We start from the raw sequence: 13,260 nt of genomic DNA on the forward strand, positions 1-13,260 counted from the left end.
ATGACAGAGGAACCAACCAATGATGCAGGCCAGGCCCTGTGGCAGGTCTGCGTTGAGCAACTGGGTCAGGAGCTGCCGGAGCAGCAATTCAACACCTGGATCAAGCCGCTGACGGCACTCGTTGCAGAAGATTTTTCCAAGGTCACCGTCTATGTGGCCAACCGCTTCAAGCTGGACTGGATCCGTGCCCAGTATGCAGGCCGCATCTCGGCCATGCTGGAGTCGCTCTACGGCCAGCCGGTCACCCTTGAGTTAGCACTTGCTCAGCGCGAAAGCGTTGTGCGCACTTATGTGCGCCCGCCATCTGCAACGCAGCAGACAGCGGCGCAGACGCTCAATGTCGCCGTGCCCACCGTCACCAGCGAAGAGGCCAGTGCGCCGGTTTTCCGCACCCGCCTGAACCCGGCTCTCACCTTCGAGACCCTGGTCGAAGGTACGGCCAACCGCATGGCGCGCTCGGCCGCCATGCATGTGGCAGGCTCGCCCGGTCATCTCTACAACCCCCTGTTCATCTACGGCGGTGTCGGCCTCGGTAAGACCCACCTGGTGCATGCTGTGGGTAACCAGCTGCTCAAGGACAAGCCCGACGCCAAAATTCTCTACATCCACGCCGAGCAGTTCGTGTCGGATGTGGTCAAGGCCTACCAGCGCCGCACCTTTGACGAGTTCAAGGAGCGCTACCACTCGCTCGATCTGCTGCTGATCGACGATGTGCAGTTCTTCGCCAACAAGGACCGCACGCAGGAAGAGTTCTTCAACGCCTTCGAGGCCCTGCTGGCCAAGAAGAGCCATATCGTGATGACGTCCGACACCTATCCCAAGGGTCTGGCCAATATTCACGAGCGTCTGGTCTCGCGCTTCGACTCGGGCCTGACGGCGGCCATCGAGCCGCCCGAGCTGGAAATGCGCGTGGCGATTCTGATCAACAAGGCCCGCGCCGAGAACGCCGACATGCCCGAGGAAGTCGCCTTCTTCGTGGCCAAGAACGTGCGCTCCAACGTGCGTGAGCTCGAAGGCGCGCTGCGCAAGATCCTGGCCTATTCGCGCTTCAACCAGAAGGAAGTGTCGATCCAGCTGGCGCGCGAGGCGCTGCGCGACCTGCTCAGCATTCAGAACCGCCAGATCTCTGTGGAAAACATCCAGAAGACGGTGGCTGACTACTACAAGATCAAGGTGGCCGACATGTACAGCAAGAAGCGCCCGGCCAGCATTGCGCGGCCGCGCCAGATTGCCATGTACCTGGCCAAGGAGCTGACGCAGAAAAGCCTGCCCGAGATCGGCGAACTGTTCGGCGGCCGCGACCACACCACCGTGCTGCACGCGGTACGCAAGATCGCGGGCGAGCGCCAGACCAACACCGAGTTGAACCAGCAGCTGCATGTGCTGGAACAAACGCTCAAGGGTTAAGAGCGTGTTCACGATCTGCTCGCGCCGACGTAGAGATCATGACCACGCTCTAAAAAACTACCCCATGAATGTCACTCACACAGGGCAAAATGGGGAATTCACGCGGCATGAGGGAGCGTCCGCATCGCCCTGCGGGCGCCGCCGCGTCAAAACATATGCGCACTTAAATCACTGAGGTTGACATGATCGTCCTGAAAGCCACACAAGACAAAGTTCTCGCGGTCCTGCAATCGGTGGCCGGCATTGTCGAGCGCCGCCACACGCTGCCCATTCTGGCCAATGTGCTGATCAAGAAGACGGGCAATGCGCTGCAGCTGACAACCAGCGACCTGGAAATCCAGATCCGCACCACGGCCGAGCTCGGCGGCGACGCCGGCGACTTCACCACGACCATCGGTGCCCGCAAGCTGATCGACATCCTGAAGACCATGCCCGGCGACCAGACCGTGAGCCTGGAGACGCAGCAGTCCAAGATGATTCTCAAGGGCGGCAAGAGCCGCTTCACGCTGCAGACCCTGCCCGCAGAAGACTTCCCGCTGGTGCAGGAATCGGCAGCCTTCGGCCCCGCCTTCAGCGTGCCGCAGAAGGTGCTCAAGGATCTGCTGGGCCAGGTCTCCTTTGCCATGGCCGTGCAGGACATCCGCTACTACCTCAACGGCATTCTGTTCGTCGCCGAAGGCAACACCCTGAGCCTGGTGGCCACCGACGGCCACCGCCTGGCCTGGGCCAGCGCCACGCTGGATGTGGAAGTGCCCATCAAGCAGGAAGTGATTCTGCCGCGCAAGACCGTGCTGGAGCTGCAGCGCCTGCTGTCGGACGCCAGCGGCGAGAACCAGCCCGTCATCGAGATGCAGTTCGCCAACAACCAGGCCAAGTTCACCTTTGGCGGCATGGAGTTCGTGACCAAGCTGGTCGAGGGCAAGTTCCCCGACTACAACCGCGTCATCCCGCGCAACCACACCAACAGCGTGACCCTGGGCCGCGCCCCGCTGCTGGCATCGCTGCAGCGCACGGCCATCATGACCAGCGACAAGTTCAAGGGCGTGCGCCTGTCGGTCGAGCCCGGCACGCTGCGCGTGGCGTCCAACAACGCCGAGCAGGAAGAGGCCATGGACGAGCTCGACATCGACTACGGTGGCGACACCATCGAGATCGGCTTCAACGTGACCTACCTGATCGATGTGCTCACCAACATGAGCCAGGACATGGTCAAGATCGATCTGCAGGACGGCAACAGCTCGGCGCTGGTCACCATCCCCGAGAACGAAAGCTTCAAGTACGTCGTGATGCCCATGCGCATTTGAGTGGACCGAACGCAGCCAGCCATTTCATTGCCTGAAATAACAGGAGCAGCTACCGCTCGTCCTGTAATGATTTCAGGCAAGTATTCATTTGAAAGTTATGCAGGTCAGGCGCCAACAGCTCCTGACCTTGTAGCAGCAAGGTAATTTCATGACCGAAGAGAACAAGCCAGACACCCAGAGCGCCGCAGATGCAGGCGGCTATGGCGAAGGCGCAATCCAGATCCTGGAAGGCCTGGAAGCCGTGCGCAAGCGCCCGGGCATGTACATCGGTGACACCTCGGACGGCACCGGTCTGCACCACCTGGTCTTCGAGGTCGTGGACAACTCCATCGACGAAGCGCTGGCCGGCTACTGCGACGACATTCTGGTCACCATCCACGCCGATGGCTCGCTGTCCGTGATCGACAACGGCCGCGGCATTCCCACGCGCGTGAAGATGGACGACAAGCACGAGCCCAAGCGCTCGGCTGCCGAAATCGCCCTGACCGAGCTGCACGCTGGCGGCAAGTTCAACCAGAACAGCTACAAGGTCTCGGGCGGCCTGCACGGCGTGGGCGTGTCCTGCGTGAACGCGCTGTCCATCTGGCTCAAGCTCACCGTCAGCCGCGACGGCGTGCGCCATGAAATCGACTTCTCGCGCGGCTTTGTGCAAAACCGCCTGATCGAAGTCGTGGACGGCACCGAAGTCTCGCCCATGCGCGTGCTCGGCCCCAGCGACAAGCGCGGCACCAAGGTGCATTTTCTGCCCGACCAGGAAATCTTCAAGGAGAACTTCGAGTTCCGCTACGAGATTCTGGCCAAGCGCCTGCGCGAGCTGTCCTTCCTGAACAACGGCGTGCGCATCCGCCTGAAGGACGAGCGCGACGGCAAGGAAGACGACTTCTCGGGCGCCGGCGGCGTCAAGGGCTTTGTGGAATTCATCAACGGCACCAAGAAAGTCCTGCACCCCACCACCTTCTACGCCGAAGGCACACGCCCGGCAGAGACCTATGGTGGCATTCCCGGCACCGAAATCGGCGTCGAAGTCGCCATGCAGTGGAACGACAGCTATGCCGAGCAGGTGCTGTGCTTCACCAACAACATTCCCCAGCGTGACGGCGGCACCCACCTGACCGGCCTGCGCGCCGCCATGACCCGCGTCATCGGCAAGTACATCGCCGACAACGAACTGGCCAAGAAGGCCAAGGTCGAAGTCACCGGCGACGACATGCGCGAAGGCCTGTGCTGCGTGCTCAGCGTGAAGGTGCCCGAGCCCAAATTCTCCAGCCAGACCAAGGACAAGCTGGTCAGCTCCGAAGTCCGTGCGCCCGTGGAAGACATTGTCGGCAAGCTGCTCGCCGAATTCCTCGAAGAAAAGCCCAACGACGCCAAGATTCTCTGCAACAAGATTGTCGAAGCCGCCCGCGCCCGCGAAGCCGCGCGCAAGGCCCGCGAAATGACGCGCCGCAAGGGCGTGCTCGACGGCATGGGCCTGCCCGGCAAGCTGGCCGACTGCCAGGAAAAAGATCCTGCGCTGTGCGAAATCTACATCGTCGAGGGTGACTCCGCCGGCGGCTCCGCCAAGCAGGGTCGCGATCGCAAGTTCCAGGCCATCCTGCCGCTGCGCGGCAAGATCCTGAACGTGGAAAAGGCCCGCTACGAAAAGCTGCTGTCCAGCCAGGAAATCATCACCCTGATCACCGCCCTGGGCACCGGCATCGGCAAGGTCAGCGAAGACTCGGGCAAGAGCAGCAGCGACGACTACAACCCCGACAAGCTGCGCTACCACCGCATCATCATCATGACCGACGCGGACGTGGACGGCGCCCACATCCGTACCCTGCTGCTGACCTTCTTCTACCGCCAGATGCCCGACCTGGTCGAGCGCGGCCATATCTACATCGCCCAGCCGCCGCTGTACAAGGTCAAGAACGGCAAGGAAGAGCTCTACCTCAAGGACGGCCCGGCCCTCAACAAATACCTGCTCAAGATCGCGCTGAACCATGCCAGCGTGAACACCGGCGGCGACAATCCGCGCACCGTGGAAGGCGAGGAGCTGGCCAAGCTGGCCAACATGCACCTGGCCGCCGAAACCGTCATCGAGCGCCTGTCCAACTTCATGGATGCCGAAGCCCTGCGCGCCATTGCCGATGGCGTGCAGATCAAGCTCGACACCATCGAGCAAGCCCAGGAGTGCGCCCCGATTCTCGAAGCCAAGCTGCGCGAGCTGACCACCACCGGCGTGCCGGCCGATGTGACGGCCGAGATCGACCCCAACAGCGAGCACCCCATCCTGCGCATCAGCCGCCATCACCACGGCAACATCAAGAGCTCCATCCTGACCCAGGAGTTCGTGCGCAGCCATGACTACGCCGCCCTGTCCGACGAAGCGCAGAACTTCGTCGGCCTGCTGGGCGAAGGCGCCAAGGTCACGCGCGGCGAAGGCGAAAAGGCCAAGACCGAGAAGGTCGGCGACTTCCGTCAGGCCATGGCCTGGCTGATCTCCGAAGCCGAGCGCACCACGGGCCGCCAGCGCTACAAGGGTCTGGGCGAAATGAACCCCGAGCAGCTCTGGGAAACCACCATGGACCCCAATGTCCGCAGCCTGCTGCAGGTCAAGATCGGCGACGCCATCGAGGCCGACCGCGTCTTCACCATGCTCATGGGCGACGAGGTCGAGCCGCGCCGCAACTTCATCGAAGACAACGCGCTGCGGGCGGGGAATATCGACGTTTGATCCTGTAGGTTCTCAATAATCCTGCAAATTTTCTCAAATATTGCAAATGAGAAAAGCCCGGCATGGCCGGGCTTTTTATTTAACGATTAATTAACTGCCGATAATTATTAAGACGTGGCAGGGGCTGCTTCAGGCTGAAAGCGGCAGTTCACCAACGACTGCTTCTCGCAGGATCAGTGCCGGGCAGCAAATCTCCCGGGTATCCAGGAAGCAAGCACCCGGCCGATGGTGAGCATCCATGTTGCCCCTCATGCCTGAGCAGAGGCTGCCGGGATTTCTCGCTGGCCTCACTCCGTGCAATCAACGCAGCGCAGGCACTCAGTCAGACGTCTGGCTGATCAGCCCATCTTGGGAAGGCGATTTTGAGTCGTTCAACCGTGTGACGCCACTTTGGCGTCGTTGGCTGGCAAACCGTGTTCTGATTGCCGAAGAGGCCCACTTCGTTCACTGCGCTGCTCTCGGGAACTGTGTCCAGCCACCGCACCCGTACAAAATACTCCGCACGCTCTGGATCATTGGCAGAGAGGCGGTATCTTTCGGAATGCTTGAGCGCAAGCAGAGCAGATTGTTCACCGCTTTCCGTCTGCACCTTGAAATCCTTAGCTGGCTGTACTGACTCCAGTACGACTCCAACGCCGACATAGCCCTTTTTGGGGATCTTCACCCAGACTCGGTCCCCTGGCGACAGGAGTTTCAATGTCTGGCTGTACCAACTGCCCCCGCCCCCGCTGACGTAACCGAAGCGTCGGGCATCCTCCCAACTGCGAGAGGAGACGTCGCCGAAGGACACATAGAACTCACCGTTCCATGGTTCCTTGTCGCTCTTAGTCGTGTTTGTGGAAGCCACGTTGGCCTGGGTCTCGCCGGGATCAATGAGCCAGGCCCGACTCAACAGCTTGTCTGCGCCATGCTCGAAGACCTGGAAGAACACGACGTTAATCGCGATGTCCCGAGCGTTGAGATAGCCGATGATGCGCTCGGTGGAAGGGTCCAGCTCCGCCGCCACGATGATGATCTGGTGCGACTGGTTGAGAGTCTCCTCGTCCAATTCGACATCGAAGCGCTCCTGAAACGCGACGTCGAGGCTTTTGCCACCGGAAAACCGCTGAAAGATCTGCACCACGCGGTCTGGCGTCAACTGCTCGACCCACGAGGCGTAGTCCAAAGCCTGAGCAATGATCTCGCGCGGTGTACGGTCGCGCTTTAGCTCGATTAATACCAGCGACGCATCAGGCGCAATCGCCAACAGGTCGACGCGCCCACCATGCGACGTCACCTCCTGGCGACCAATGAGCATCCACTCGCTGGACAGGATACGCGGATCTCGCACGATCATGTCTTCGAGCTGCTGCTCGCTGGCCAGTCGACTGGAGACGAGTGGCGTCGGCCGTTCGCCTACGCGCCAGATGGCATGGTGGATGGGCATAGCTGGAGAATTCAGGTTCCAGAAGGGATTAGTAGATCGAAGGCCTTATCCGAAGACCTGTGCGCAGACCAGCTCCGATCCGACCTTCCGGATACAAGCCTCGGCAACCGACGAAAGCTCACTTTCGTAGGCTACACGCTTCTTCAAATCAACGACGATGAGAGCGCGTTGCAGCAGCTTCAGCGCCGGAGGTTCGCCTGAGGCGGCCGCGTAGCTTGCCAGTTTCTCTCGGCACTCTTCCCAAACATCGGCGCGCTTCCCATTGAGCCTGTCCAGGCGATTGAGTCCGATGACCTCGATCGTGGTCATGACTCGAGCACAGTCCTCCTCGTCGGCACCACCACTCGGCACGGCTCGGCAGCCGTCCTCGTCCATCTCGAAACTGATCAGCCGAGCATCATCAGTGGTCGGATCCAGAAGAGCAGGGGCTTCGAGCTTTAAGCTGCCCGGCGTTTCCGGCGTGGCGCGATGACCACAAATAAGCGGGAACACGTCGTTCTTCTTGACGTTAATAAGCTGCCCGCAGATCCGGTAATTCTGCCAATTAAAGGTAAGCCACCAATAGCCCGGCTCTGGGCTGGTGCGACCCACATCAGTTACCCGACCTTTAGGGCGATAGTGGTCAACATGGTACGCAGACACAGCCTCTTGGGCCTCGCTATACCAGCACTTGCTATGAAACAAAGCGAGGAGCCAGTTGCGGATGCGGTCGTCGCGCCAAATCTTCTGCTTGGCCTCGATGATGGCCTCGCGGTCGGCATCGGTCTTCGCTTCTGCGAGCGCAGTACTTGCTGCCTCAGCCTCGGCCAGCCAATCCTCTGGTGGCAACTGATCTTTGGGAACCCGGATCTTGCGCATACCTCACGCCCTCCCATGCTTTAACTGGCGAGCAAGCTCAGCCAATTCGTCTTTGCGCTCCGATGCGACAAGCTCTTTGATGATCGCCTCAGCCAAAGCCTCTTGTTCTGCAAGCTCTGCCTGTGTCAACAGTTTGTTGATGGGCTGCGACTTGGCCTTGTACATCTTCTCGACGAAGAGCTGATACATCGGGTCCCGGTACTCACGAGAGAACCCCAACTCCTCAAGATAGCGCCGTAATCGTTCCAGCGTGGCTTCTTCTTCAGCATTCAGCCCTTCGTTAGCCTTCTTGGCTACCAGCTCGTTGCGCCGCTGCAAATCGTCCAGGGTCTGAGGATCCAAGGTAGACGGCAAACCAAATAGCTCGCTCTTCAGCAAGCCCGCGACGCCCATGCCTTGGGGATGCTCGTATGGCGTCTGAACCACGGTGCTATCGCTTTCGCGGCGCAGGATATGGACCTGCTCACGCCTTAGGCTACCTACCATCATTGGATCGTGGGTGGTGATGAGAATCTGCGACTGTCCTTGTGCAACGTCGCCAGCCTCCGCACCCAACACCCCCTCGATGTCGTCGAAGTAGCGAAGCTTCCAGACCGGGTTCAGATGCGTATCCGGCTCGTCGAGCAGGAACAGACAGTGATCTTCACGCGTGATGCGCATCAGCCCCAACACGGTCAGCATCTGCAGCTCGCCCTCGGATAACTGCGTAAAGCTTACTGCGCCGCCGTGCTCGTCACGCTTCTTCACCGTGATGCGCACCTCCTCAATCAGATCACCGATGTAGGCGCCCTCGGCATAGCGGAAGAAGCTGTCGGTGCCGCCCACCAGCTCTCCCAGCTGCTTGAGCTTGGCATGGCTGGGGACATAAAGGTAGAGCTGCTTCTGCTTCTCCGTCCGGCCCCGGAAGTCGATCTGCTGCGTAGCCTCTTGCTCAATGGGTGCCCAGGCCACCTGCCACAGCTTGTCGAGGAATTCGCTGACCACATTGCCTCGCGCATACCAAAAGCGCGGATCGCCTTCGTTCAGTTCGTTCTCGTCAAAGCGGCCACCCCGGCGCTTCTCGCGCAACCGATGCGGCTCTTTCAGCACGAACAGGGCCGACTCCAGCGCCTCGATGTGCAGGTTCTTCAGCACCTTCTGGAAGACCGGGTCATCAGACAGCAGGCAGGCCAGCAGCACCAGTTGGCTGTGACCACCACGGCAATAGAACAGTCGGCGCAGCCGGTCGTCCCCCGCCTGCTTCAGCCGTGCCTCGCGGCGCCGCCGAACTTCTTCCATCGCGCGGATGTCGGCATCACTGGCAGAGAACTGGTTCAGCAACTGCTCTGGCAGCACCTCGTCGGTGGTGATCTCCTGGCGCTGGTTGAAGCGGCGCTGGTGCTCTTGGAACAGCGCCTCGATGCGCTCGTTGCGGCCCGAGTAGTAGGCGAAGACGTGCGAGGGCAACAGCTCCCGGTTTTTCAGCAAGTGGCCTTGCGATTCGGCCTTGCCGTCCACCCACACGAAAGGCCGCCTCTGCTTGGCGGTGTCGGCCTGCAGCTTGACGGTATGGCCGCGGATCTCATACTCCAGTGTGTAGTCTAGCGCTGCGTCGCGGTCCAGGTCTACATCTCGGAAGATGGTGATCAGCGTCTCGATGAGGTTGGACTTGCCCATGCCGTTCTGGCCAATCAGGGCATGGCTACGGATGGCCCTAGCCGCCATGGCCGGCGCCGAGCCCGGCACCACCTCCAGTTGGGTGGAGAAGTCAATCGCCACACCACGCAGGTTGCGAAACTGTGGGATGGCCAGATGCCGCAACTGCATGGTCAAGCCTTTGCCGCTTCGGTGGCGGCTTTCTCGCGCACCTGCGCCACATCCGGCTCGGCGATCCAACCGTGAGCCACCTCGGTCTTGAGCTGGGCGTAGAAGGCGTCAATCTCGCCGCCGAAGCGTTGCCACAGGTCGCGCGCAGCCATCTCGCCTTGGTGGCGGGCCAATAGCGTGGCGAGCGGCGCTTGGGCCTTTACGCCAGGCGGCGTGGCCAAGCGCAACAGAGCGATCAGTTCGGTTTGTGGGGCTTTCAAGGCAGTTTCCTCTTCTTGTTCGATGCTGATGCCGGTGAGGGAAGCAACAGACGCCGCAGCAAACAGCGACGCCAGATCTCCCTTGTGCTTCAACTGCTGCCGCCATTCCTCGCATAGGTCAGTGAGCGTCGCCAGTGCATCAAGAATGCGTCGCTGCTCATCCACCGGAGGGATCGGCAGGGGGAAGCTGCGAAGCTGTGTCATGTTGATGGACGCGAGGTTGGTCGTTTGCTTCGACGCCCCGGCAAAATAGTCCCTGCCGATGCTGGAGTTGAAGACCAACTCCACCCACGCCTTCAGAAGCTTCTCGCTGGGAACGCGAGCCTTGAAGATGTGGTTCTGATGGAGACAGTTCTCTACGCCGCCTTGCCAGATGGCAGTTCGGCCAACCTTGTCCCAATCCCCCCCTCGGTGATCAAGAGGTCGCCCTTGTGGACCAGGTACTTCGGCAGCTCGTCCTCTGCAATCTCAATCGACTTCAGGCCTTCCAGCTTGAAGTACCCACGCTGAACGTTGGCGACTGCCAGGTAGGGGCACACCACCACCCTCTTGCTGCTCAGGTCTCGCCCTTTGGTGACTCCGCCGGTGACCACGGCGGCCTCATCGAAAGCGACAGTGGCCCAGTGCTCCGGGTATGTCATGTCGCTTTCAGCCATGCCTACCAGCTTTTGCCGTCGCATCAAGCCGGTCGCAATGTACTCGGAACGAAGTGCCGAACAGTCTGCTATGACCCGCGCCAGATCAGCGGCGGATCTGCTGGCTTCGACCAGCACGCCGCGCACGGCCAGGTTCTTCAGCTCGGTGATTACGTCATCCACATCCTCCGGCTCGCTGAACAAACGCCCAAAGTTGGCTTGGAGGTTTTTCCAACTCGTCTGCAGCTCATGCGGACTTTGGGCGCTGGCGAGGGCCTGCAGGGTGGCCCGGCGAAGGGCGTTCTGCAGTTTGCGGCGATCTTGCTGCTGCTGCTCCAACTGATCGCATAAGGCCATCAGCTCTTCGACTTTTGCGACGATGCGGGACTGCTCTTCAGCGGGGGGCAGCGGTATCGGAATAGAGATTAACCGCTGCTGATTCAGCTTTGGAACAGTCATGCCGCTGATGAAGCCGACCAAGTCCATCTCTCTGAGAACCACGATTAGATAGTCATCTGTTAATAGCTTTCGATTGGGCCTGAGTACGTGCGCATGGTTGTTCACCCAAGCCTTGCCTGAGATCTTGAATGCAGTCGACTCGCCCCTACCCCAACGGGCACCATCCTCGCCAACCAAAACAAGGTCCTCATCGAAAATGTGTTCAGCAACATAGTCGACGACACCGGACGCCCCGTAATAAGGAACTTGGCCAGGCTTTCGATGGCTCTTCGTGATCGGCTTTCGAAGGCCATCAAGAACTTCAACCAGCTCACCAAGCCGCGCCCACATCCATCCATCGGGTACACGATATGGCGCGTCAGCGGCAGTTACGGGTTCTAGGACCCTAAACCGTGTTCGTCTGTCAGAGGTCTTCTGATGCTCAAGGCCTAAGCGAACCCTCTCCATACGTGCGTAATCGGCCTGATTGCAGTCAACAAGCTCGCCACGGACAGCAAAGAAGAGCACTAGTTCACGAAGCCGCGTCACACCTCCCGGTGCATTGGCAATGTGCCCAAACTCCGCCAAAAACTGCTGCGCATCCATCAGGAGTCCTCGCCAACGAAGTGGTGCGCCAGCGCCGCAGCGAGTTCGCTCTTTAGGCGGTTCTCGGTCTCCTCGATCTGGCCCAGCAACGCCTTGTACTTGTCCAGCAGCACGTCGGGGTCGTGGCTCTCATCCTCGGGCGCGTTGGGGTTCTTCAGGTCCAGGTTAAAGATCGGCCAGTAGAGCCGGTCCCCGGCAACTTGGGCGTCACGGGCCTGCAGGCGCAGGTTGTCAGCCTGGACGCGTAGCGCGTCGATCTCTGTCTCTACAGGCTGGCGTTGCTTGGCATCGCTCACACCCTTAATGGATTCGCGCAGGTCGCGGATGCTGTTGTCCAGCGCGCTAGCCTCGTTGCTCAACTTTTGGGCACGGTCCCAATGCGGCTTCGCTAGACTTTCAGCCTGCTCTCGCTTGGTCTTGAAGTCCACCTTCCAGGCGAGTTCATTCTCCGCCCGGTCGGCAAAGTCGTTGGCCTCGCTGCCCCACCAATCCTGCTCAGGCTTGAACTCCTCAAAACGGATCGGCTTGGTCTTGCTGTAGCTCTTGTAACCGGGCGGGTACGGGTGCTCGTAGTACCAGATGGTGTCGGTGTGAAAGTGCTCGGTGCCATCGTCCACCACCGCGCCCTTGGTGAAGAACAGCAAATTCGTCTTGATGGTGGTGTACGGGGCGAATACGCCCCTGGGCAGGCGCACGATGGTGTGGAGCTTGCAGTCCCTCAGCAGCAACTTCTTTAGAGTGGCCTTGATGCCTTCGCCGAACAAAAAACCGTCGGGCAGCACCACGGCGGCACGGCCGTTCTCCTTCAGTAGCTTCTTGACAATCAGCGCCATGAACATGTCGGCGGTCTCGCGCGTGCGCAGGTCGGCCGGGTAGTCGCCGCCTACGCCGTCGTCTTCGTAGCCGCCGAAAGGCGGGTTGGTGATGATGCAGTCCACCTTGTCGTTAGCGCTCCACTCGTTCCAGCCCACGCCCAGGGTGTTGCGGTGCTCGATCTGGCTGGGCACATCGATGCCGTGCAGTAGCATGTTGGTGGTGCACAGCAGGTGCGGTAGCTGCTTCTTCTCGATGCCACGGATCAGGCCCTCAATGGCGGCCTTGTCGGCCGGGCTGGACTTGGCCGTCAGCTGGTTACGCAGGTGATCGATGGCGGCCGTTAGAAACCCCCCGGTACCGCAGGCCGGGTCCATTACCGTCTCGCGCTTGGCCAGGCTAGGGTTCAACCGGTCGGCCATGAACTGGGTGATGGCACGCGGGGTGTAGAACTCGCCCGCGTTACCAGCTCCGCGCAGATCGTTTAGCATTTGTTCGTACACATCTCCCAGATTTGCGCGGGTCTTGAAGTCATGAAAATTGATGGCTTCTTCCAGCTTCTCTATTACCGCCAACATCTGGGTACCAGACTTCATGAAATTGTTAGCATCCTCAAAGATACTGCGCAATACCTTGTGCTGAAGGCTGGCGTTAGCATCCAAGTCTTTTAGGGTTGGAAACAACTCATTGTTGACGAAGCTGATGATCGCGCTACCAGCAATCTGAGGCTTCTTCTTACCATCAGGACCTGCCACATAGGCGGCCCAGTTGCGCCAACGCATGGCCTCGGGCAACGGAGACTTGTATTTTTTGTTGTCGTCTTCCCACTCTTCCTCTCGCTGGTCGAAAACCTTGAGGAAAAGCATCCAGGTGAGCTGTCCAAGGCGCTGGGCATCGCCATCGACACCGTCGTCTTTACGCATGATGTCCTGGATGGACTTGATCGTACTGCTGAGATTCATCTCGTTGTTCTTGAATCGTGCCGCCCGAC

General features: G+C 60.1%; 9 protein-coding genes. 3 read left to right on the forward strand and 6 right to left on the reverse strand.

Going from position 1 to position 13,260, the window contains the following annotated elements:
- The 3 genes from dnaA (at nt 1) to gyrB (ending at nt 5,427) form a co-directional block, all read left to right on the forward strand.
- Nucleotides 1-1,407 carry a chromosomal replication initiator protein DnaA gene (gene dnaA, locus O987_RS00005; RefSeq protein WP_043370351.1) on the forward strand — a complete coding sequence of 469 codons (1,407 nt, stop codon included), beginning with the start codon at nt 1-3 and terminating at the stop codon, nt 1,405-1,407.
- Between the two features lie 182 nt (nt 1,408-1,589).
- Nucleotides 1,590-2,711 (forward strand): DNA polymerase III subunit beta, encoded by a 1,122-nt coding sequence (gene dnaN, locus O987_RS00010; RefSeq protein ID WP_003064798.1) that lies wholly within the window; start codon nt 1,590-1,592, stop codon nt 2,709-2,711.
- Between the two features lie 148 nt (nt 2,712-2,859).
- Nucleotides 2,860-5,427, forward strand: coding sequence for a DNA topoisomerase (ATP-hydrolyzing) subunit B (gene gyrB, locus O987_RS00015; RefSeq protein WP_003060005.1), 2,568 nt, complete (start codon nt 2,860-2,862; stop codon nt 5,425-5,427).
- Nucleotides 5,428-5,749: 322 nt separating this feature from the next.
- On the opposite strand, the gene O987_RS00020 is transcribed toward gyrB, so the two are convergent.
- From O987_RS00020 to O987_RS00045, 6 genes are all read right to left on the reverse strand, one after another.
- On the reverse strand, nt 5,750-6,853 hold the full coding sequence (locus O987_RS00020; RefSeq protein WP_043370354.1) for an endonuclease NucS domain-containing protein: 1,104 nt from the start codon (nt 6,851-6,853) through the stop codon (nt 5,750-5,752).
- Nucleotides 6,854-6,898: 45 nt separating this feature from the next.
- Entirely contained in the window at nt 6,899-7,711 is an 813-nt protein-coding gene (locus O987_RS00025; protein WP_043370356.1) for a hypothetical protein, read from the reverse strand.
- Nucleotides 7,712-7,714: 3 nt separating this feature from the next.
- Nucleotides 7,715-9,517: an AAA family ATPase gene (locus O987_RS00030; RefSeq protein WP_043370357.1), complete on the reverse strand. Its 1,803-nt coding sequence runs from the start codon at nt 9,515-9,517 to the stop codon at nt 7,715-7,717.
- 2 nt (nt 9,518-9,519) lie between these two features.
- Nucleotides 9,520-10,059, reverse strand: a complete 540-nt coding sequence (locus O987_RS29165) for a restriction endonuclease subunit S (RefSeq protein ID WP_200879582.1) — start codon at nt 10,057-10,059, stop codon at nt 9,520-9,522.
- Nucleotides 10,060-10,133: 74 nt separating this feature from the next.
- A complete protein-coding gene (locus tag O987_RS27485; RefSeq protein ID WP_200879583.1) occupies nt 10,134-11,456 on the reverse strand; it encodes a restriction endonuclease subunit S in 1,323 nt (440 codons plus the stop codon).
- Nucleotides 11,456-13,231 carry an N-6 DNA methylase gene (locus O987_RS00045; RefSeq protein ID WP_043370360.1) on the reverse strand — a complete coding sequence of 592 codons (1,776 nt, stop codon included), beginning with the start codon at nt 13,229-13,231 and terminating at the stop codon, nt 11,456-11,458. Before O987_RS00045 ends, O987_RS27485 begins: the two co-directional genes overlap by 1 nt.
- Nucleotides 13,232-13,260 lie beyond the last annotated feature (29 nt).

This window comes from Comamonas testosteroni TK102 (genome assembly GCF_000739375.1).
Classification (GTDB): Bacteria; Pseudomonadota; Gammaproteobacteria; order Burkholderiales; family Burkholderiaceae_C; genus Comamonas; species Comamonas brasiliensis.

What these genes read in the sequence shown, in the direction of transcription:
- O987_RS00045 (WP_043370360.1), bottom strand. Translation starts at nt 13,231, where the DNA reads ATGAATCTCAGCAGTACGATCAAGTCCATCCAGGACATCATGCGTAAA.
- O987_RS00020 (WP_043370354.1), bottom strand. Translation starts at nt 6,853, where the DNA reads ATGCCCATCCACCATGCCATCTGGCGCGTAGGCGAACGGCCGACGCCA.
- dnaA (WP_043370351.1), top strand. Translation starts at nt 1, where the DNA reads ATGACAGAGGAACCAACCAATGATGCAGGCCAGGCCCTGTGGCAGGTC.
- dnaN (WP_003064798.1), top strand. Translation starts at nt 1,590, where the DNA reads ATGATCGTCCTGAAAGCCACACAAGACAAAGTTCTCGCGGTCCTGCAA.
- O987_RS27485 (WP_200879583.1), bottom strand. Translation starts at nt 11,456, where the DNA reads ATGGATGCGCAGCAGTTTTTGGCGGAGTTTGGGCACATTGCCAATGCA.
- O987_RS00030 (WP_043370357.1), bottom strand. Translation starts at nt 9,517, where the DNA reads ATGCAGTTGCGGCATCTGGCCATCCCACAGTTTCGCAACCTGCGTGGT.
- O987_RS00025 (WP_043370356.1), bottom strand. Translation starts at nt 7,711, where the DNA reads ATGCGCAAGATCCGGGTTCCCAAAGATCAGTTGCCACCAGAGGATTGG.
- gyrB (WP_003060005.1), top strand. Translation starts at nt 2,860, where the DNA reads ATGACCGAAGAGAACAAGCCAGACACCCAGAGCGCCGCAGATGCAGGC.